Below are 20120 nucleotides of genomic sequence, written 5' to 3'. Positions count from 1 at the left end.
GTCAGCTGTGCTGCGCCCGGTGGAAGACCGGTTGGGTGATCGCCCTGGTGAACTGCGGGCCCACGAGGTAGCGCTTCCCGGGGAGCCAGCCGTGGGAGTTGTCGCCGACCACGACGCCGAGCCCGGTGTGGCGGTCGAAGTCCGCGAACCGCGGGCCGCCGCTGGATCCGCCGCCCATCACGCACTCGGTGCCCCACTGGCCGGGCGGCTCCGGCCAGTCCTCGGTCGCCTGCTGCTCCACCGCCGGGCCGGCGCAGTAGGCGAGGCGTTCACCGGTGTACTCGGGCAGGCCCTCGCGGGCCTTGTCCGAGCTGGCCCGTGGGTAGCCGAACTGGTGCACCACCCGCGCGCCGGGCACGTCGTAGCCGATCCGCTGGGCCGCGCCGACGGCGTCCTGCACCCGGCGTCCGTCGCTGTTCGGGTGGAGCACCACGAACGCCTGGTCGTACGAGTCGTAGCGGCTGTCGATCTGGTCGTTGCGCAGCCACGTCGAGGGGGCCACCGACAGCCGGGCGACGAACATGCCGTACGGCGCGTGGCCGTCGCGGTAGCCGGGGACGAACAGCACGTTGCCCGACCACTGGTTGTCCTCACCGATCAGGTCGGTGTTGTTGACGCAGTGGGCGGCCGTCACCACGGTGCTGCGGTTGGCGCTGTCGAGCACGGTCGCCGTGCAGCTGCTGTCCTCGCCGTGGTCGGTGAAGAAGAGCCGCCCGACGGTACGCGAGACGGCGTTCGCCCGCGTCCACGGCGCGCCGTCCGGCCCGGCGACGGCCGGCACCTCCGCCGACGGGGTGGTGAGCGCGGCGATCCGCTGCGGCGTCCAGTACGCCAGGACGGCCTGCCGCTGCGCCGCGGTGACGGCGACGGCGTGGGTGGCGACGGGACCGGGCTTCGCGGCCACGGCCTGCGGGGCGGCCCCGGCCAGGGCGGTCGTCACGAGCACGGTGACCGCGCCCGCGACGCCGACGCTGCTGCGCCAGCCAGAAGTTGGCTTCGATGTCATGGCGGGAAGCGTAGGAACCGAATGTCAGGAACTCGTTGAGCGGCTACAGGTGAGCACGTTTCAGTCGACCGGGTCGTGGGTGCCCCGGGGCACGTGCGGCTTGCAGCGACGCAGCCGCTCGGCGGCCATCCGCCCGCCCACGGCCAGGCCGTGCCGCTCCACGGCGGCCAGCCCGTACGCGCTGCACGTCGGGGTGTAGCGGCACTGGCCCGGCCAGCGGTGCGACAGCCACCGGCGGTAGCCGAGGATCGCGGCCCGGCCGGCCCGGTCGACGACCGGCGCGCGGGTCGCCCCGGCGGCCACCGAGCCGAGGGTGAGCAGGAACGAGAAGAGCCCGAAGTCGCAGCAGTCCGGGCCGTCGCAGTCGCAGTCGGTGCAGGAGTCGACGCTGCGTCGCTTCTTCTTGCGGTGCCGGTCCCGCTTGAGGCTGAACATGCCCACGATCATCCGACACCCGCGCCACCTGACCGAACGGAGGAGTCAGGACCAGACGGTGCGGCGGAGCCCGTCGTGGGCGGCGCACACGTCGGCCCGGCCCCCGGTGAGGGTGAGCGCGCCGTCGCGGCACTGCACCAGGTACCCCGTCCCGGCCCAGAAGTCCTGGCCGCAGTCGAAGTAGTCGCACACCCGCACGTCGGGCCGGCGGATGCGGGAGCCGCCGCAGTAGTCGTACCCGAAGGGGTTGGCCGGCGCGCCGCAGAGCCGGTCGCGCGTCGCGGCCGGTGGGGCGGGGGAAGACGCGGCGGTGGACGACACGGTGCCGTGCCGCGGTTTCGACGCGGACGCCGCGGCGGCGCGGGCGGCGGGGAGCCCGGTCGGCCCGGCGGTGGGCGGCGCGGCCGTGGCGGCGGCCGCGACGTCCGAGCCGGGCCGCACCGGCGGGTCCGACTCGAACAGCACCGCGGGCACCAGCAGCGCCGCGGCGGCGGCCACCGCGACGGTACGCCGGCCGCCCGGCACGAGGGAGGTGATCCGGGCCTGCGCGGGGGTGGCGATGGCGGGGCGGAACGGCCGGGTCTGGTCGTGCTCGGCGATCAGCTCGTCGAGCTGGGCCAGCACCGCGCCGCGCTGCTCGATGGCCTCGGCGAAGGCCAGGGTGAGGGTGAACCGGAACTCGGCGGCGGCGTCGGCGGGCAGCAGCAGGCCGGAGGTGCGCCGCCGGTCGAGGACCTGGATCAGCGTGATCGGCGCCGCCGGGTCGTGGGCCAGGCCGGTCATCCTCCCGTACGTCCAGTCGCGCCGGCCCCGCCCGCCGAGCAGGACGAGGCGGCGGTCGGTGAGCACGGCGAGGCCGGCGTCGGTGACCTTGACCCCGTCGGGGCGGCGGTGGTGCAGCGCGGACCGGCCGGGGTCGACGCACAGGTCGGGGGCGGGGAGCACGGCGGTGTGCCGCAGCTCGACCAGTTGCACGGCGGGCAGCGCCCAGAACACCCGCTCGCCGGGGGCGAGCTCCAGGGGCAGCCCGGCTCCGGCGTTGGCCTGGCGGCCGAAGTCGGCCGCCGCCGCGCGCCGCCGCCGCAGCTCGTCGTCGCGTCGCCGCCAGGCCCGCTCGGCGTCGCGGTACGTCCGCTGCCGCCGCTCGTTCTGCCGGTGCGCCCACCGGTACCGCCAGGTGGCACCGGTCGACTGCCGCCGGGTGAAGCCCGGCGAACTCCCTGTGGAACCCGTCGAATCAGTCTTCGCCACGCCGACTCCTTCGCCGCGCGAGCCACCAACCGGGGTGTCACCCGGATCAACGGCACCGACGGAGCCGACGGCCCCGTCGAAACGCGCTAATCACCCGATCGGTGGACCAATAGGCACAGTAGGGGGATGGCAGCACGTCGATTCACGTTCCCCGCCGGGACCCGTGTGCGGAGGTTGATCACTGGGTAACGCCTTCCGCAGCCCGGCGCGGGCAGGCGTGCCGGCGCCGCCGACGCCGAGGAGGAACCGTGGCCGACCCGGACCAGCGCCCGCACGTGGTGATCGGGGTCGACATCGGCACCACCAGCACCAAGAGCGTCGCGTACGACACCGACGGGCGGCAGCTCGCCAGCCACTCGGTCGGCTACCCGCTGGACGAGCCGCAGCCCGGCTTCGCCGAGCAGGACCCGTCGCTGATCCTCGACGCGGTCGTGGAGACGATCCGCACGGTGGTGGCCGGGCTGCCGGGGCCGGTCGCAGGGCTGTCGTTCAGCACCGCGATGCACAGCCTGATCGGGCTGGACCCCGACGGGCAGCCGCTGACCCCGTCGGTGACGTGGGCCGACTCCCGCGCCAGCCGGCAGGCCGAACGGTTGCGCGCCGCCCGGTCGGGGCTGGCGCTGCACCGGCGCACCGGCACCCCCGTGCACCCGATGGCGCCGCTGCCGAAGCTGGTCTGGTTCGCCGAGCAGGAGCCGAAGCTGTTCGGGCGGGTCGCGCACTGGGTCGGCATCAAGGACCACGTGCTGCTGCGGCTGTGCGGCGCGTTGGTCACCGACCACTCGGTCGCGTCCGCCAGCGGCCTGATGGACATCCAGACCCGCGCCTGGGACGCCGAGGCGCTGCGCATCGCGGGGATCAGCGAGGAACAGTTGCCGCAGCTCGTGGCGACCACCACGGTCCTGCCAGGGCTCACCGCCGAGTACGCCGCCGCCACCGGCCTGCCGGCGGACACCCCGGTCGTGGTCGGCGCCGGGGACGGCCCGCTGGCCAACCTGGGGCTCGGCGCGGTGCGGCCGGGCGTGGTGGCCTGCTCGATCGGCACCAGCGGGGCGATGCGGGTGATGGTCGAGCGCCCCGCCGTGGACCCGCTCGGCGGGGTGTTCTGCTATGCGCTGACCGAGGACCGCTGGGTCGTCGGTGGCGCGATCAACAACGGCGGGATCGTCCTCCAGTGGGCCGGTGACGCGCTCGCCCCCGAGCTGGGCGAGGACTCCGAGGAGGAGCTGCTCGCCCTGGCCGCCCGCGCCCCCGTCGGCTCCGGCGGGCTGGTCATGCTGCCGTACCTGCTCAGCGAGCGCGCGCCGCACTGGAGCGCGCTGCCCCGCGGCGCGTACGTCGGGCTGACCCACGGCCACCGCCGCGAACACCTGGTCCGGGCGGCGCTGGAGGGGGTCTGCCAGCAGCTCGCCCTGGTGCTGGCGTCCGTGCGGTCCGCCGGCAACGAGGTGCGGGAGGTGCGGGCCAGCGGCGGGTTCGCCCGCAGCCCGCTGTGGCGGCAGATGCTCGCCGACGCCCTCGGCATGCCGGTGCGTTTCCCCGCCGGGCACGAGGGGTCGAGCTTCGGCGCGGCGCTGCTGGGCATGCAGGCCCTCGGCCTGATCGCGTCGGTCGACGTCGCCGCCGACCTGGTCCGCATCGACGAGACGGTACGCCCCGACCCGGCCGCCGCCGCCACGTACGCCGCCCTGCTCCCCGTGCACGCGGAGCTCTACGAAGCGCTCGTCCCGACGTTCACGTCACTGCGGCGGCTGGCCCCGGACCTCCCGCCGGAGCCGCCACCCACCGCCCCACCCATGTGCTCGCCCGTGCCGCCGTCGGCACGGACGCCGTCCGAAGGTCGTGATACCCGTGGTCACACTCCTCGCCGCACCGGCGGAACCCCTCACCGACGCCGGTGACGCCCAACTGATCGTCGCGGCCCTGCTGGGCATCGCCGCGGTGGTGGTCCTGATCGCCTGGGGCAAGGTGCATCCGTTCCTGGCGCTGATCCTCGGCGCGGGCGTGCTCGGCGTCGTCGCCGGGGTGGGGGCCGAGGCGATCGTCACCTCGTTCAGCGGCGGCGTCGGTTCCACCGTCGGCGGGGTGGGGCTGCTGATCGCCCTGGGGGCGATGATCGGCGGCCTGCTCGCCGAGTCCGGCGGGGCGGACGGCATCGTCACCCGCATCGTCGACCGGGTCTCCGGCCGGGCCCTGCCGTGGGCGATGGCCGGGGTGGCCGCCCTGATCGGCCTGCCGCTGTTCTTCGAGGTCGGCGTGGTGCTGCTGGTGCCGATCGTGCTGCTGGTCGCGAAGCGCACCGGCATGTCGCTGATGAAGGTCGGCATTCCGGCGCTGGCCGGGCTGTCGGTGCTGCACGGCCTGGTGCCGCCGCACCCCGGGCCGCTGGTGGCGATCTCGTCGCTCGACGCCGACCTTGGCCTCACGCTGGGGCTGGGCCTGCTGATCGCCGTCCCGACGGTGATCGTCGCCGGGCCGGTCTTCGGCAACATGATCTCCCGGTACGTGCCGGCGACCATCCCCGAGGCGCTCCTGCCGACCCGCACGCCGGCCGCCGCCGGCGGAGCGGAGCGGGGGACGGCCGGGCCCGGGGCTGACGGGCCAGCGGCGGCCGGGCGGCGGCAGGCCGATGTGGACGGCGAGCTGCTCACCGAGGACGACCTGGTCAACCCGGGCACCGGCCGGCCCGGTGTGCCGGTGGACGACTCCGGCACCGAGACCGTCCGGCGGGCCCCGAAGTTCTGGCCGGCGGTGATCACGGTGCTGCTGCCGGTGGTGCTGATGCTGCTGCGCGCCATCGGCGAACTGGCCCTGGCCGAGGACACGCCGGGCCGCCGGGTCCTCGACATCGTCGGCACCCCGATGGTGGCGCTGCTGGCCGGGGTGATCGTGGCCATGTTCACCCTCGGCTTCCAGGCCGGATTCAGCCGTAAGCAGGTCTCGTCGGTGCTCGGCGGATCGCTGCCGCCGATCGCGGGCATCCTGCTGATCGTCGCGGCCGGCGGCGGGTTCAAGCAGGTTCTGGTGGACGCCGGGGTGGGCAACCTGGTCGCCGACGCCGCGAAGGACGCCAGCCTGTCGCCGCTGCTGCTGGGCTGGCTGGTCGCCGTCGGCATCCGGGTGGCGACGGGCTCGGCGACGGTGGCCACGATCACCGCCGCCGGCATCGTCGCCCCGCTCGCCGCAACGATGGACCGGCCAGGGGTCGCCCTGCTGGCCCTGGCGATCGGCTGCGGGTCGCTGTTCTTCTCGCACGTGAACGACGCCGGCTTCTGGCTGGTGAAGGAGTACTTCGGGCTGACCGTCGGGCAGACCATCAAGAGCTGGTCGGTGCTGGAGACGATCATCTCGGTGGTCGGCTTCGCGGGCGTGCTGCTGCTCGACCTGCTGTGGTGACCTGCGGACGGCGGGCCTGCCCGCCGGTGTGGCGGCCGGCTCGCCGGTGTGGCGGCCGAAGGCGGGGAGGGTCGTCATGCGCCCTAGGGAGCTGATGTCGTGGATGACTCAGAGCGGGGTACCCGGACCGGTCGCCGGCCGGGAGCGCCTCGGGGCGCCCTGGAAAGCACCCGGAAGCGCCGGGGAGCGGACCCGGGACCCCGGTTGCGGGCGCTCGGAAGGGCCGAATGCCGGATGCTCGGCAGCGCCGGATGTCGGGGGCCGGGTGCCGGGTACCGGTGCCGGTGCCGGTGCCGGGTCATCGCAAGCGCCGGGTCCGGCACGCTCGGAAGTGCCGGGTGCCGGGTGCCGGGTGCCGGGTAATCGGGAGCGTCGAGTCCCGCACGCTCGGGAGCACCGGGTGCCGGGCTCGGGAGGCCGAGCGTCCATGCCGTGATGTCGTAGCTGACTCAGCTCGCTAGGGGCCCGAAAGCACCATGGGGGACGGAGCCGGAGGGGGAGGAAGAAAAGAAGCGCGCGGGCCGAGGGAACGAGGCCGGGCCGCCATCGACCGGCCGCCGGCACGCGCCGGACGACGGCACACGCCGGACGACGGCACACGCCGGACGACGGCACGCTGGGCGACGGCCGAACCGATCGCCGAGCGGATGCCAGACGGGGGCAGGCTCGGGTCAGCTCGGGTCAAGCCCGGGTCAGGCTCAGTTGCGGGCCGCCGGGGCGAGGGCGGCGCGCAGGCCGGCGAGGCCGGTGGGGCGGCCGTACCGCCAACCCTGGCCGTGCACACAGCCGATGGCGGTGACCGCCTCGTGCTGCCGGTCGGTCTCCACCCCCTCGGCCACGACGGTCAGGTCGAACGCGTCGGCGAGCCGGGTCACCATCTCCACCGTGGCGTACGCGCGGGCGTCCTCGCCGAGCCGGGCCACGAACGACCGGTCGATCTTCAGCTCGGTGGCGGGGATGCGGTGCAGGTAGCTCAGCGACGAGTAGCCGGTGCCGAAGTCGTCGATGGCGATGCGGATGCCCAGCTCGCGGAGCTGGCGCAGCCGGTCCAGCACCGCGTCGCTGCCCTCGATCAGGGCCGACTCGGTCAGCTCCAGGGTGAGCGCGCGGGGGGCGAGGCCGGCGCCGGCGGTGGCCGCGGTGACCGTGGCGATGAGGTCGGGCCGGCGCAGGTGCGCGGCGGCGATGTTGACCGCGACGGTGGCGTCCGGGTTGCGGTCCCGCCAGGTGGCGGCGGCCCGGCACGCCTCGTGGATCACCCACCGGTCGATGGGCAGGATCAGCCCGGTCTCCTCGGCCAGCGGCAGGAACCGGGCGGGGGTGAGCAGTCCCAGCCGGGGGTGCCGCCAGCGCACCAGCGCCTCCGCGCTGCGCACCTCGCCGGTGGCCAGGTCGACGATCGGCTGGTATTCCAGGTGCAGCTGTTCCTCGTCGACGGCGCGGCGCAGGTCGGCGATCAGCTCGGCGCGGCCCACCGCCGCCTCCCGCAGCGCGGCCGTGCACGTGCGGTACGCGGACTTGCCGGCCGCCTTGGCCGCGTACATGGCGATGTCGGCGTCGCGCAGCAGGTCAGTGTGGGAGGCGTGCTGCGGGCCGTACTCGGCGATGCCGATGCTGGCCGAGGGGTGCACGCCGGCCTCCTCCTCGCCGGGCGAGGGTTGCAGGGCGTCGAGCAGCCGTTCGGCCAGGTGCTCCGGGCGGACCTGCCGGTCGCCGTCGACGAGGACGGCGAACTCGTCGCCGCCGAGCCGGGCTACGGTGCCGTCGTCGGCCACGGCCGCCTTCATCCGGCCGGCGATGCTGGTCAGCAGGTCGTCGCCGGTGACGTGCCCGAACCGGTCGTTGACCTGCTTGAAGCCGTCGAGGTCGAGCAGCAGGACGGCGACCGGCGGGCCGTCGCGCAGCGCCCGGCGCAGCCGGCGGGTGAAGGTCAACCGGTTGGGCAGGCCGGTGAGCTGGTCGGTGTAGGCGAGCCGGCGCAGCCGGGCGACGAGCCGCAGGTTCTCGTTGGCGGCCAGCCCCTGCCGCAGCGCGAGCACCCCGAGCAGGGCCATCATGCCGACGAAGACCAGGTGCGGGGTCTGCCCGGTGGGCTGGCGGGCCAGCACCACCGCCACGATCGCGCCACCCACCGGCAGGTACGGCAGGGCGACGCGCCACCACGGCGGCAGCGGCTGCTCGGCGGCCTCCTCGGAGGGGTCCCAGGCCGGCGGCGGCGGGTAGTGGGCGGCGACGCCGATCAGCAGGTAGCTCAGCGGCCAGCACACGTCGATCGGATGGCCGGGGGCGTAGCTGCCGTGGGCGAACAGGGAGACGTACGCGGCGTCGGCGAGCGCCCGGGTGCCCAGGCTCGCCCCGATCGCGGCGAGTGGCCGCCACATCGGGCGGGTCGTGCCGGCCACCGCGACGAGGACGGTGAGCTGCATCAGGTCGAGCATCGGATAGAGCAGCCCGAAGGTGCGCAGCGGGTCGGCCAGGTCGGCGTCGGCGACGTCCCGGAACACCACCACCCAGCCGATCGGGATGAGGGCCAGCCCGACGATCACGCCGTCGAGCACGGTGCGGGCCCGGCCGACGGCGTTGCGGGGCGCGGCGGCACAGCAGAGCAGCGCGGCGGTGCCGGTGCCGATGCCCAGGGTGAACAGCACGCCGATGAGCATCGTGTGGGGCAGGGCGTCGTCGCCGAGCCGCTGCACCGTCCACACCGTGCGGCCGAGGGCGGCGAGGCCCATGGTGACCGCGAGCAGCACCCAGAACCGGCGCAGCGGCGCCGGGTGCCGGCGGGCGGCCCGGACGCAGGCGTGCGCGGCCCAGCCCGCCACGGCGATCGCGGTGAGGTCGCTGGCCAGGGCCGCGCCGGGCAGGGCGGCGATCAGCCAGGTCAGCTCGACGAGCAGGATCGCCGCGGCCACGGCGAGGCCGACCCGGCCGGGCCGAACCGCCCGGGCGGGAGCCGCGCAGGCGGGACGTGCGTCGTGGGGCAGCACAGTGTCGTCCGGCTCTCTCTCCTGCGCGCACCCTCGACGGCGAGGACCGGTGATTGACGGCGAACCACGAAAGCGTAGCCAGCCGCCGGGCGGGCCGCCAGGCCGGTGCACAGAGGACGGTGGCGCGCCCCGGATCGGAGCGACGGCTCAGGCCCACTCCTCCGCCGGGTCGCCGTCCGCCGGCCCCGCCAGCGGGCCGGGGGCGGGAGCGGGGAGGACGGGGGCGGCCGGCGGACCGCCGTGCGTCCACGGGGTCTCCTCCGGGGCGGGGAACGACCCCGCCGGCAGGAAGCCGTCCGACAGGGTGGTGAGGCAGAGCCGCTCCCCCACCTCCGGCACCGAGCCCGGCGGGGCGGTCAGCCCCCGGCCCATCCCGCCGGAGAGCTCCAGCACCACCTCGGTCTTGCCGTCGGCCGCCGGGGTCAGGAAGACCACCCGCGCCTTCTGTCCGGGCCGGGCCGGCGAGTGGAGCGTCGCGCCGACCGGCACCGCCACCGGCTCGGTGGTGACCACCTGGATGCGGGGGCGCAGCACCGGCCGCTTGCCGGTGTCGTCGACCCGCGCGGGGTCGGCGAGCGTCACGTCCCCGACGAACGCCTCCCCGGTGAGCCGGTGCTCGGCCATCACCAGCGGGTCGTCGTAGGCGCGCTGCACCGCGTACGAGGCCGCGGCCCGCTCCAGCCGGTGCAGCCGCACGGCCGCCGCCACCGCGCCGTCGCGGCGCGGCTGCGGCCCGCCGCCGGCGTCGACGTGCTCCGCGTGGCCGGTGAAGGCGTCCCGGTCGCCGGCCCAGCGCCCCGCCACCCGCGCCCCCGCCGGCAGGGCGGCGAGCAGCCCCAGGCCGCGCCACACCAGCTCCCAGGTGGGCGCGAGCTGGCCGCGCAACGCCAGCTCCAGCTCCGCGTACGCGGCCCGCCGCGCCGCCTCGTCGTCGGCCGCGTCGGCGTAGGCGGCGATGGCCGGGGCGAGCACCCGGTTGTCGAACTCCGGGTCGGTGGCCGGGCCGGCGGGCGGGCAGCGCGCCGGGTCCTCGGCGCGGGCCGCCGCCTGCGCGCCGGTGAGCCCCGGCGGCGGGTCGAGCCAGCCCAGCACCGCCGGCAGGTGCTGGTCCTCCACCGCGCTCTGCCCGGTGGCCCAGTGCAGGGTCAGCGCGTCGGTCAGCGCCAGCAGCGCCGACGAGCCGGGGTGCTCGGCCCGCTCGGCGAAGAACGTCAGCCAGCGCCCGAGCAGGGGCACCGCCGGGTGCACCGGGTAGTCGCCGTCGGTGCGGCGGAACCGGGTGGAGCGGCCGAACAGCCGCAGGAACGTCACCCCGGCCGGGTTCGGCACGACGAGCTGTGGCGCGTCGACGTACCGGTGCCGGACGTCCCGGCCCCGGTCGACCGCGACCGCCTCCGTGTCGCCACGGAACGAGTCCAGGTAGGGCAGCACGATCCCGGCCAGCTCGGCGGCGAACGCGAACCGCTGGTCGCGGTTGCGCGGCTGCGGCACGATCAGCAGCCGTGCCGCGTCGGGAGCGTCGCCGACCAGCGCCGCGAGGGGGGCGTTCGCCTCGCCCGCCATCGTCAGCGGCACCAGCACCAGCGGCCGGTCCGACAGGTGCAGGTGCCGGACGGTGGCCACCGGCTGCGCCACCCCGGCGGCGAGCGCCTGGGCCTTCGCGAGCGCGCGCAGCGTACTCATGCGGGCTGACCGGCCAGGGCGTCGGCGCGCAGCCGGGCCGCGGCCCGCAGCAGCGCGGCGGCCTCCGCCTGCTCGGGCGCGCCGGGGTCGGAGCCGGCGGCCAGCGCGAGGACCTCGGCCACCGTCGCGACCCCGCCGAGCGCCTCGCGGACTGGCCGGCCCAGCGCGGCCGTCTCGGCGCGGGTCTCGGCGCGGCAGAAGTATGCCAGCTCGCAGGCCGCGAGGCAGTCGGGAGCGTAGCGGGCCGGAACCGACGCCAGCGACCGGCGCAGCCGCTCCGGGTCGGTCGACGGGTCGGCGGTGAAGTCGGCGGGCAGCCGGGCCAGCAGGTCGTCGACGCGGGCCATCCGGTCGAGCTGGCGGCGCAGCACCAGCAGTTGCTTGCGCACGTCGACCAGGCTGGCGACGGGCCGGTTGGCGAAGTCGCGCGGGCAGACGAGCACCACGTCGGAGGAGACCAGCGCCGCGTCGTGCCCCTCGGCGGCGAGCAGCTCGCGCAGCGCGAGCACGTAGACGGCGGACTGGATCGCGGCGGCGGCCACCTTGCCCGGGTCGGCCTGCCCGTCGATCAAAGGAAACGACTTGATCTCCACGACGTGGAACCGGCCGGCGAGCCGGGCCGCCACCAGGTCCGGTTCCAGGTGCACCCGCTGGCCGGCGACGTCGAGGCCGAGCAGCGGGTGGTCGAACAGGGCGGCCGGGTCGTCGACGCCGGCCGGCGCGGCGGCGGCCAGCGCGGCGCGGGACCGCGCGGCCCGGCCGGGCTGGCCGGCGGCGTCGGGCCGCTCGCCGTGGTCCTCCGCGCCCAGGTCGGTCCAGGTGGCCGGGCCGGTCGGGTCCACGCCGAGCCGCTCGGCGACCAGCCGCAGCAGCTCGGCCCCGCCGTCGGCCTTGACCTGCGCCTCGAACGCGTTGCCCCGGGTGATCGCGAAGCGGGACTGCCCGAACCGGGCCGGGAACCCGACCCGCTCCGCCAGCCCCGGCTTGTCGGCCCCCGCGCTGTCCAGCACGGCCCGGCGGTCACAGCCGGGGTTGCCGGTCAGCGCGGCGATCGTCCGGGCGTTGTGCCGGCGCGGCGGCCCGCCGCCCCGGATCTCGGCCAGTCGCCGCGCGGTGCTCGTCACGACACGCCACCTTAGGCGGTCCGCGCGCGTTCGGCGCGGGCCGCGCCGCGACGGACCAGCACGGCCACCGCGACCGTGGCGGCCAGCGCCGCCCCGGCCATCGCCCAGAGCACCGTACGCAGCCCCGAGGTGAAGCCCGGGTCGGCGAGCCGGCCGGCGGTGGTGCTGGCCAGCACCGCCCCGACCACCGCGATGGCGATCGTCTCGCTGGCCAGCCGGGCGGTGTTGATCATTCCGGCGCCGGTGGCCGCCCGCCCCGGCTCGACGCTGCCGATCGCGATCGCGTCCAGCAGCCCGATCGACAGGCCGATGCCCACGCCGATCGTCAGCAGCGGCCCGGCCAGCGACGCGGTGCCGCTGCCCGGGGCGATGACGGTGGCCCAGGCCGCCCCGGCCGCGACCAGCGCCACGGAGCACACGATGACCGCCGGGGCCGGCACCAGCCGGGTCAGCGCGCCGCTGAGCAGGGGCAGCGCCAGGGTCGGCGCGGTGAGCAGGATCAGCGTGCCGCCGGCCGCCCCGGGGCTCAGCCCGACGACGGTCGTCAGGTAGGACGGCAGGTAGACCAGCAGCGGCACCAGCACCGCGACGATCGTGGCCGCCGCCAGGCAGACGCCGACGAAGCGGGGGTTCGCCAGCAGGGCCAGGTCGAACATCGGCGCGGCGCGGCGGCGCTCCACCCGCACGAAGAGCACCAGCAGGGCGACCGCCGCGCCGAAGGCCGCCACGATCACCGGGGCGGACCAGCCGAACTCGGGGCCCTGCACGAAGCCGAAGATGAGCAGCAGCAGCGCGGCCGTGAACGACACGGTGCCGGGCCAGTCGACCCGCCCGGCGTGCGGCTGGCGGGACTCCGGCAGCAGCGGCACGAGGCCGAGGACCGCGCAGGCGACAAGCGCGGGGACGACGAACACGGCCCGCCAGCCGAACGCCTCGATCAGCAGCCCCGCGATCGACGGGCCGAACGCGAGGCCCGCGCCGATGGCCGTGCCGAACAGGCTGAACGCGCGGGCCTGCCCCGCCCCCTGGAACGCGCCGGCCAGCAGGGCGGCGGCGCTGGTCGCGGCGGCGGCCGCGCCGATGCCGGCGAGCACCCGGGCCGCGTCGAGCAGCACGATGTCGTCGACGAACGCGCCGGCCAGCCCGGCGACGGCGAAGACCGCCAGGCCGGTGGCGTAGACGCGGCGGCGGCCGAGCAGGTCGGCGAGCGCGCCGGTGGCGAGCATGAAGCTGGCGAAGGTGGCGTTGTAGCCGTTCACCACCCACTGCACGCCGGCCAGCCCGGCGTCGAGGTCGCGGCCGATGTCGGGCAACGCGACCGACGCGCCGGTCAGCGAGATCGGCAACGACATGGTGGACAGCAGGACGGCGACCAGCACGACGGCCGGATGGTTGCGCACGCTTCTCCCCGTTCTTCGCGGCGGCCCCAGCCTAGGTGGCGCGGGCGGGGCGGCACCGGGTTCGGGGCGGAGATCACAGCGCATCGCCGCAGGCCGGAGGCGGTCGGGCGAGCAGCAGCCGGACGGCGGGCGGCGGCCGGCGGGCCGGTCAGGGGGTCAGCGGTCGGCGGAGCGGTTCCAGGGCGAGCGGGGCAGGGCGGTGCCCGCCTGCGGGCGACGGGCGCGGCGGCGGGGCCGGCGACCCGGGGTGCAGGGCGGGCGGGAGGCGGTGGGAGCGGGCACCCCCGGCACGGGGGCCCCGGGCACGGTCCCGGGCCCCGGGTCGGTCACCGGCTCCGGGTCGGTCCCGGGCTGAAGATCGGTCCCGGGCGCGGGATCGGTCACGGGCGCGGGATCGGTCACGGGGTGGCCGCCGGTCAGGGGACGACAGCCGATCAGCCAGCAGAGGAAACGGGCCATCGGCGGTCAGCCGACCGGGAGGCGCGCGGCCTCGGCGGCGGAGATGTCGTACTGGGCGCCGCAGAAGGTGCACTGCTGGACGTGGCGGGTGCGGATCGGGATCAGCGGGACGAAGAACAGGGTGAACTTCGTCGACCGGCGACTGATCACCTGGGCGGCGTGGTTGCCGCAGTTCCGGCACATCTGCTGCGTCACGCCCGACCGGTCGACCTTGGTGCGGAGCCCGAATATGAAGAACATCGCCCCGCAGTACCCACCCGCCGCACTCCTTGCACCTGTGATCACTGCCAACGGGAGAAACAAGATCGTGCTCAATCCGGGAAAGAGTGGTCTCGCCCGGGGTCGGAAGCCACTCGATCCATGATCGAGCAGGATCTTCGGCTTGCGCGGCCGGTCACCACCCGACAGCAGGAGCGGCGCGGCGGGCCAAGGGGGCCGCCCCGCCGCCGGTCACCACTGCTACGTCGACGCCGCTACCGGAGCGGGTGCCTCAGGAGACCGGGGTCGGGTCCGGGAGCCAGATCGGCTGCCAGTCGGGCAGCTCGTGGAACCGGACCAGCTCGCCGAACCCCGCGACCGTGCCGCTCCACGCCGCGTACGGCGGGTTCTGCTCGTCGAAGCCGCTCTGCACGAAGGTGAGCTTCGTCTTGCCCTGGGACTCGGCCAGCTCCCAGGTGGTGACGCCCGTCGGGCCCCAGTCGATCGACATCCGGCGGCCCGGCTCCAGGTCGACGACCTTGGCCGCGTAGCCGGACTCGAAGCCGCCCATGGCGTACCGGCCGCCGACCCGGGGCTCGATGCCGATCGGGTAGCCGAACCAGGCGCTGGCCTGCGCCGAGTCGGTGAGCGACTCGTACACCTTGGCCAGCGGGGCGGCGATGAGCAGCTCGCCGCGCAGGTCGGCGGACGTGAAGTCGGTGCGCGGCAGGAGCTGGCGGCCCTCCAGGTGGGCGGCCAGGTTGGCGACCGCCAACGCCCAGTACGTCTGGAGCACGCCCCGGATCGTGCTGCCGCTCATCGCCTCGGCGAAGTCGAAGTGGCTCTGCCGGAGGGTGAGGATCGTCGCGTCGCCGTCCGGCTCCAGGGTGAACTCGGTGGTGGTCTCCACCCCGTCGAGCAGCCAGCCGAAGCGCAGCGTCCGCTCGTCGGCGTGCAGCAGGCGCTGGTGCGGGGCGTCGCCCTCGGGCGTGTAGCGCCCCCAGAACGCGTACCGGTGGGGCAGCTCCACCTCGGCGTGCTCGGCCAGCCAGGCGCGCAGCTCCGCCGGGTCGGTGAGCGCCCGGTGGACGGTCTCGACGGGCGCGGCGAGGCGGGCGCGCACGGTCATCGGTTCAGTCACGGTCTTCCCCCTTGGGATAGCAGGCCACGGCGAGCTTGAAGGCGTCTCCCTCGGCGCCCCCGTAGCGGGTGAACAGGTCTTCCAGGGCGGTGCGCAGGTCGGCGAGGAACTCCTGCCGGCGCTCGGCCGGCACCCGGATCTCCCCGGAGACGCCGATCGACGGCAGCTCGGGGGCCGCCCGGTCCAGGGCCGCGACGTCCGCCTGGACCTCCTCCATGAGGTCGAGCAGGTGACCGAGGCTCAGCTCGTCGCGGGCCCGGCGCAGCCCGCCGATGCGCCCGACGAGCCGGGGCGAGAGCCAGTAGGACCGGGCGGCGGCCTGGTAGATGCCTTCACTGATGCCGCGCACCTTGCGCTCGGACACCTGCTCGGCCAGGCCGGCGGCGACGAGCTGCTTGACGTGGTAGTAGACCCGCTGCGGGGTCTGGCCGAGCCGGGCGGCGACCTCGGTGCAGGTGCCGGGCTCGGCGAGCTGCCGCAGCACCTCGATCCGCTGCGGCTTGAGCAGGGTCTCGGCCTGCGACATCTCTTCGAGGTACAGGACGTCTCTCATAGCAAAACCAGTTTGTACGTACAAAAACTTCTTGTCAATAGGTTCGACGAGAGGGGACGGCCGGGCGGCCGTCCCCTCTCGTCAGTGCCCCGCGGTCAGGCCGACCAGTCCGGCCGCAGCGGGTAGCCGTTGACCCCGCGCGGGCCGTTGCGGGTGGCCAGCACCTGGTGGAGCTGGATCTCGTTGCGCTCGAACGCCAGCCGCGACCCCGCCATGTAGAGCCCCCACACCCGGGCGGTGCCCTGGCCGACCTCGGCCACGCACTCGTCCCAGTGCTCGACCAGGTTGCGGCACCACCCGGCGAGGGTCAGCGCGTAGTGCTGGCGCAGGTTCTCCTCGTGGTGCACCTCCAGCCCCGCGTCGTGGATCTCGCTGATCAGCCGGCCCGGACCGGCCAGCTCGCCGTCGGGGAAGACGTACCTGTCGATGAACGCGCCCGAGCGGTGCGGGGCCCGGTTGTCGGCCCGGGTGATGCAGTGGTTGAGCAGCCGCCCGCCGACGCGCAGCCGGCCGCCCAGCGCCCGGAAGTAGGCCGGGTAGTTGCGCACCCCGATGTGCTCGGTCAGGCCGATCGAGGAGATCACGTCGAACTGCTCGCGCGGGGCGTCCCGGTAGTCCAGGTGCCGCACCTCCGCCAACTCCGACAGCCCCTCCCGCTCGATGGCCGCCTGCGCCCACTGCGCCTGTGCCCGGGACAGGGTCACGCCCAGCGCCTTCACGCCGTATTCCCGGGCCGCGTGCCGGACCATGCCGCCCCAGCCGCAGCCGACGTCGAGCAGCCGCATCCCCGGCTTCAGCCCGAGCTTGCCGGCGACCAGGTCGTACTTCGCCGCCTGGGCCTGCTCCAGCGTGTCGTCGGGGCTGCGGTACACCGCGCACGTGTACGTCATCGACGGCCCGAGCACCAGCTCGTAGAAGGCGTTCGACACGTCGTAGTGGTGGGAGATGGCGGTGCTGTCCCGTACGCGGGAGTGCCGCAGCCCGTTGACCACCCGCTTCCAGCGCGGCGCGGCCTCCTGCGGCGGGGGCGGCGGGGGCAGCAGCCGCTCCCAGCCCAGCCCGCGCACCAGGGCCAGCCCCTCGGCCAGCGACGGCGCGCGCAACTTCAGCTCGTCCTTGAGCACCCGCAGCGCCTCGTACGGGTCGCCGGGGTGCACGCCGCCCAGCTCCAGGTCGCCGCTGACGTAGGCCCGCGCCATGCCCAGGTCGCCCGGGGCGGTCAGCAGGTAGGACAGGCCCCGCTCGGAGCGGACGGCCAGGGTGATGCCGGCGTCGGCCGGGCCGACGGCGCTGCCGTCGTACCCCGTGATCCGGACCGGCAGGGCCCCGGCCGTGACGGCACGGACCACGTCGGCCACGGTCGGGGTCGCGCGCCGGCCCCCGGCCGGCGGGACGGACGGGACGTCGGCCGCCCCCTGTTCTCGGTCAATCAGGCTCATTTTCGCGCTACCGCCTTCTCGTAAAGTCCGGTGAGCCGGTGGTCCGGGTCGTAACGGTCCTTCACCGCGCGCCAGGTGTCCCCGCCGTAGAGCCGGTCGAACGCCTCGCGGTCGTAGTACGCGTCCGAGTAGAGCGACTTGTGGCCGCCCGCGTCGGACACCGCGCGCTCGACCAGCCGGTTGACGTCGCCGTCGGCGGCGCCCCCGGTGATCGGCACGGTCCCCCAGAAGCCGATGTTGACGTAGTTCTGGCCGGGACGCAGCGGATATAGCGGCCAGGCCCGCGCCGAACCGGGGCCGGCGGGCTCGCGCAGCCGCAGCGGGCAGAGCCAGACCGGGGACATCCGCACCTCCCGGGCGAACCAGCGCAGGAAGCCGGCGGTGCCCTCCAGGGGGATCTCCACGTCCTGCACGACCCGCTCGCGGGCCGGCTGGCCGCGCAGCCGGTCGATGCGGGCCGCCACCTGGTGCCGGTGCTCCAGCCGGACGAGCCGGTGGTAGACGTCGCTGCGCCGCAACCGGGCAGGCCAGAGCCTCCGCACGACCGGGTGCTGCGCGCCGAACGCCGCCGAGCACCAGAACCAGTCGGTGTCCCAGCGCCACAGGTAGTCGTGGGTGGTCAGCCAGTCGCGGGTGCGCCGGGGCAGCGAGCGATAGTAGATGCCCTGGCCGGTGTAGTCGCTCACCTGCGGCGCGTCGTCGGTGAAGGTCGCCAGCACGAGGTACGCCTCGCCGGGGCTGAACATCACCCCGTCCATCGCGTCGACCGGCTCGCCGGCCCAGGAGCCGGTGGCGGTCACCTCGCCGATCGCCGCGGTCAGCGCGTCGAGGTCGGTGAAGCGGACGTTGCGCAGGGCCACGTACGTGCGGACCGGGGCGAGCTCGATGCGCAGCCGGGTGGCGTAGCCGAGGCTGCCCAGCGAGTTGGGGAAGGCCGCGAAGAGGTCGGCGTGCTCCCCGTCGGGCCGGGCGGTGACGATCTCGCCCGCGCCGGTGAGGACGTCCAGCTCCAGGACCGACTCGTGCGGCAGGCCGTGCCGGAACGAGGTGGACTCGATGCCGAGGCCGGTGACCGCGCCGCCCAGGGTGATGGTGCGCAGCTGCGGCACCACCAGCGGCATCAGCCCGTGCGGCAGGGTCGCGGCGACCAGCCGCTCGTAGGTGCACATGCCCTGCACCTCGGCGGTGCGGGTGACCGGGTCGACGTCGATCACCCCGCCGAGGCCGCTGACGTCCAGGCCGGGGGCGCTCGGGGCGGATCTCGGGCGGAACAGGTTGGAGGTGCGTTTGGCCAGTCGAACGGTCTCGCCGGCAGGCACCGCGGCATAGGACCGCCGCAGCAGGTCCACCGCTCCGTCGTGGTCGACACCATGATCCACACGACCCGCGCGCATGAGATCACTGTACGCGCGAACGATCGTTCCGGTGGGACGTCCACGGTGGCCTTTACCACGTCACAGGCCCCGCGCGGGCACCCGGTCCGCGTCCGCCCGCGCTAGCGTGGGGCGTATGCCGAAAGCCGTCTGGAACGACCTGGTGATCGCCGACAGCGACGACACGGTGGTGGTCGAGGGCAACCACTACTTCCCGCGCGCGGCCCTGCGCGACGACGTGCTCCGCGACTCCGGGACGCACACGTTCTGCCCGTGGAAGGGCACCGCCTCCTACTACTCCCTGGAGCACGACGGGCACACCAGCGCCGACGCCGTGTGGTACTACCCGGATCCGCTGCCGGCCGCCGAGATGGTCCGCGACCGGGTGGCCTTCTGGAAGGACGTCTCGGTCGTCGACTGAGCCGCCCCGCGCCGACGCAGCAGCAGGGAGAGCCCGGCCGCGCCGATCGACAGGGCGCCCGCGACGTACCAGGCGACGGCGTAGTCGCCGAGCCGGTCGCGGACCAGCCCCGCCCCGGTCGCGGCGAGCGCCGCGCCGAACTGGTGGGCGGCGAAGACCCAGCCGAAGACCACCGCGCCGGACGCGCCGAACCACTCCCGGCACAGGGCCACGGTCGGCGGCACGGTGGCCACCCAGTCCAGGCCATAGAACACGACGAAGACCAGCATGCTCGGTTCGGCGGTGCCCGCGAAGAGGCTCGGCAGCACCAGCAGCGACGCGCCGCGCAGCGCGTAGTACGCCCCGAGGAGCAGCCGCGCGTCGAACCGGTCGGTGAGCCAGCCCGAGGCGATCGTGCCGACGATGTCGAAGAGCCCGACCAGGGCGAGCAGCCCGGCGGCGGTGGTCTCGGCCATGCCGTGGTCGTGCGCCGCCGGCACGAAGTGGGTGCCGACCAGCCCGTTGGTGGTCGCGCCGCAGATCGCGAAGCCGCCGGCCAGCAGCCAGAACGGCCGGGTCCGCGCGGCGGCGGCCAGCACGGACACGGCCCGCGCCCCGGCCCCGCCGGCCGGCGGCGCGGGCGCGACCACCTCCGCCGCGCCGTAGGCGGGCACGCCGAGATCCGCCGGGTGCTCCCGCAGCAGCCATCCCACCAGGGGTACGACCGCCAGCGCGGCCCCGGCGACGACGAGCGCCGCCGCGCGCCAGCCGTGGTCGCGCACGAGCACGGCGACCAGCGGGAGGAAGACGAGCTGGCCGGCGGCCCCGCCGGCGGTCAGCACCCCGGTCACCAGGCCCCGCCGCGCCACGAACCAGCGCCCGGTGACGGTCGCCACGAAGGCCAGCGCCATCGACCCGGTGCCCAGCCCGACCAGCACGCCCCAGCAGAGGACGAGCTGCCAGCTCGCCGTCATGAAGACCGTCAGCCCGCTGCCGAGGGCCACCAGCACCAGCGCGGCGGCCACCACCCGGCGGATGCCGAAGCGGTCCATCAGCGCGGCGGCGAAGGGGGCGGTGAGCCCGTAGAGCAGCAGGTTGACCGAGACGGCGGCGGAGACGGTGGCCAGCGGCCAGCCGAACTCGGCGTGCAGCGGGTGCAGCAGCACCGACGGGGTGGCGCGGAAGCCGGCCGCGCCGACCAGCGCGACGAAGGCGACGGCCGCCACGGCCCAGGCAGGGTGGAGACGACGGATGCGGGTCACGCACCGAGTCTCG

Annotated in this window: 16 protein-coding genes; 3 read left to right on the top strand and 13 right to left on the bottom strand. The window is 75.2% G+C overall.

Features of this window, described 5'->3' with window-relative positions; all coding sequences use genetic code 11:
* Position 1: 1 nt before the first annotated feature.
* The 3 genes from O7633_RS27040 to O7633_RS27030 are packed head-to-tail and all read right to left on the bottom strand — an operon-like array spanning position 2 to position 2692.
* The gene (locus O7633_RS27040; protein WP_282324413.1) at positions 2 to 1006 is read right to left on the bottom strand and encodes a hypothetical protein; all 1005 of its coding nucleotides are present in this window, start codon (positions 1004 to 1006) and stop codon (positions 2 to 4) included.
* Between the two features lie 60 nt (positions 1007 to 1066).
* Positions 1067 to 1441, bottom strand: coding sequence for a membrane protein insertion efficiency factor YidD (yidD, locus tag O7633_RS27035; RefSeq protein ID WP_278132570.1), 375 nt, complete (start codon positions 1439 to 1441; stop codon positions 1067 to 1069).
* A gap of 45 nt (positions 1442 to 1486) precedes the next feature.
* The gene (locus O7633_RS27030; protein ID WP_282324412.1) at positions 1487 to 2692 is read right to left on the bottom strand and encodes a hypothetical protein; all 1206 of its coding nucleotides are present in this window, start codon (positions 2690 to 2692) and stop codon (positions 1487 to 1489) included.
* Positions 2693 to 2940: 248 nt separating this feature from the next.
* Here O7633_RS27030 and O7633_RS27025 point away from each other — a divergent pair, with 248 nt between their 5' ends.
* Together O7633_RS27025 and O7633_RS27020 are read left to right on the top strand one after the other, a co-directional pair.
* Entirely contained in the window at positions 2941 to 4593 is a 1653-nt protein-coding gene (locus O7633_RS27025) for a gluconokinase (RefSeq protein WP_282324411.1), read from the top strand.
* On the top strand, positions 4544 to 6088 hold the full coding sequence (locus O7633_RS27020; protein ID WP_282324410.1) for an SLC13 family permease: 1545 nt from the start codon (positions 4544 to 4546) through the stop codon (positions 6086 to 6088). Before O7633_RS27025 ends, O7633_RS27020 begins: the two co-directional genes overlap by 50 nt.
* A 698-nt stretch (positions 6089 to 6786) precedes the next feature.
* On the opposite strand, the gene O7633_RS27015 is transcribed toward O7633_RS27020, so the two are convergent.
* From O7633_RS27015 to O7633_RS26975, 9 genes are all read right to left on the bottom strand, one after another.
* On the bottom strand, positions 6787 to 9000 hold the full coding sequence (locus O7633_RS27015) for an EAL domain-containing protein (RefSeq protein ID WP_278132563.1): 2214 nt from the start codon (positions 8998 to 9000) through the stop codon (positions 6787 to 6789).
* 222 nt (positions 9001 to 9222) lie between these two features.
* On the bottom strand, positions 9223 to 10758 hold the full coding sequence (locus O7633_RS27010) for a hypothetical protein (RefSeq protein WP_282324408.1): 1536 nt from the start codon (positions 10756 to 10758) through the stop codon (positions 9223 to 9225).
* Complete coding sequence (locus tag O7633_RS27005; RefSeq protein WP_282324407.1) at positions 10755 to 11882, bottom strand: hypothetical protein; 1128 nt, start codon at positions 11880 to 11882, stop codon at positions 10755 to 10757. The genes O7633_RS27010 and O7633_RS27005 overlap by 4 nt, the downstream gene beginning before the upstream one ends.
* A gap of 11 nt (positions 11883 to 11893) precedes the next feature.
* Positions 11894 to 13282 (bottom strand): MFS transporter, encoded by a 1389-nt coding sequence (locus O7633_RS27000; protein WP_282324406.1) that lies wholly within the window; start codon positions 13280 to 13282, stop codon positions 11894 to 11896.
* Positions 13283 to 13747: 465 nt separating this feature from the next.
* The gene (locus O7633_RS26995; protein WP_282324404.1) at positions 13748 to 13981 is read right to left on the bottom strand and encodes a zinc-ribbon domain-containing protein; all 234 of its coding nucleotides are present in this window, start codon (positions 13979 to 13981) and stop codon (positions 13748 to 13750) included.
* 250 nt (positions 13982 to 14231) lie between these two features.
* On the bottom strand, positions 14232 to 15080 hold the full coding sequence (locus O7633_RS26990; protein WP_282324402.1) for an SRPBCC domain-containing protein: 849 nt from the start codon (positions 15078 to 15080) through the stop codon (positions 14232 to 14234).
* Positions 15073 to 15633: a helix-turn-helix domain-containing protein gene (locus tag O7633_RS26985; protein ID WP_229403885.1), complete on the bottom strand. Its 561-nt coding sequence runs from the start codon at positions 15631 to 15633 to the stop codon at positions 15073 to 15075. Before O7633_RS26985 ends, O7633_RS26990 begins: the two co-directional genes overlap by 8 nt.
* 95 nt (positions 15634 to 15728) lie before the next feature.
* On the bottom strand, positions 15729 to 17072 hold the full coding sequence (locus tag O7633_RS26980) for a class I SAM-dependent methyltransferase (protein ID WP_282324401.1): 1344 nt from the start codon (positions 17070 to 17072) through the stop codon (positions 15729 to 15731).
* Positions 17069 to 18466, bottom strand: a complete 1398-nt coding sequence (locus O7633_RS26975; protein ID WP_074473564.1) for an FAD-binding oxidoreductase — start codon at positions 18464 to 18466, stop codon at positions 17069 to 17071. Before O7633_RS26975 ends, O7633_RS26980 begins: the two co-directional genes overlap by 4 nt.
* 115 nt (positions 18467 to 18581) lie before the next feature.
* On the opposite strand from O7633_RS26975, the gene O7633_RS26970 reads away from it, so the two are divergent.
* The gene (locus O7633_RS26970; RefSeq protein ID WP_282324400.1) at positions 18582 to 18866 is read left to right on the top strand and encodes a DUF427 domain-containing protein; all 285 of its coding nucleotides are present in this window, start codon (positions 18582 to 18584) and stop codon (positions 18864 to 18866) included.
* On the opposite strand, the gene O7633_RS26965 is transcribed toward O7633_RS26970, so the two are convergent.
* On the bottom strand, positions 18788 to 20107 hold the full coding sequence (locus O7633_RS26965) for an MFS transporter (protein ID WP_282324399.1): 1320 nt from the start codon (positions 20105 to 20107) through the stop codon (positions 18788 to 18790). The two genes, O7633_RS26970 and O7633_RS26965, sit on opposite strands and share 79 nt — an antisense overlap.
* Positions 20108 to 20120 lie beyond the last annotated feature (13 nt).

It is taken from the genome of Micromonospora sp. WMMD712 (genome assembly GCF_029581295.1).
In the GTDB taxonomy this organism is placed as follows: Bacteria; Actinomycetota; Actinomycetes; order Mycobacteriales; family Micromonosporaceae; genus Micromonospora; species Micromonospora carbonacea.
This window is presented reverse-complemented; position numbering and strand designations above follow the sequence as displayed.

Bases quoted from the DNA above. Each gene is read 5' to 3' on its own strand.
- O7633_RS27040 (WP_282324413.1), bottom strand. From the start codon at position 1,006: ATGACATCGAAGCCAACTTCTGGCTGGCGCAGCAGCGTCGGCGTCGCG.
- yidD (WP_278132570.1), bottom strand. From the start codon at position 1,441: ATGTTCAGCCTCAAGCGGGACCGGCACCGCAAGAAGAAGCGACGCAGC.
- O7633_RS27010 (WP_282324408.1), bottom strand. From the start codon at position 10,758: ATGAGTACGCTGCGCGCGCTCGCGAAGGCCCAGGCGCTCGCCGCCGGG.
- O7633_RS26995 (WP_282324404.1), bottom strand. From the start codon at position 13,981: ATGTTCTTCATATTCGGGCTCCGCACCAAGGTCGACCGGTCGGGCGTG.
- O7633_RS26985 (WP_229403885.1), bottom strand. From the start codon at position 15,633: ATGAGAGACGTCCTGTACCTCGAAGAGATGTCGCAGGCCGAGACCCTG.
- O7633_RS26980 (WP_282324401.1), bottom strand. From the start codon at position 17,072: ATGAGCCTGATTGACCGAGAACAGGGGGCGGCCGACGTCCCGTCCGTC.
- O7633_RS26975 (WP_074473564.1), bottom strand. From the start codon at position 18,466: ATGCGCGCGGGTCGTGTGGATCATGGTGTCGACCACGACGGAGCGGTG.
- O7633_RS26970 (WP_282324400.1), top strand. From the start codon at position 18,582: ATGCCGAAAGCCGTCTGGAACGACCTGGTGATCGCCGACAGCGACGAC.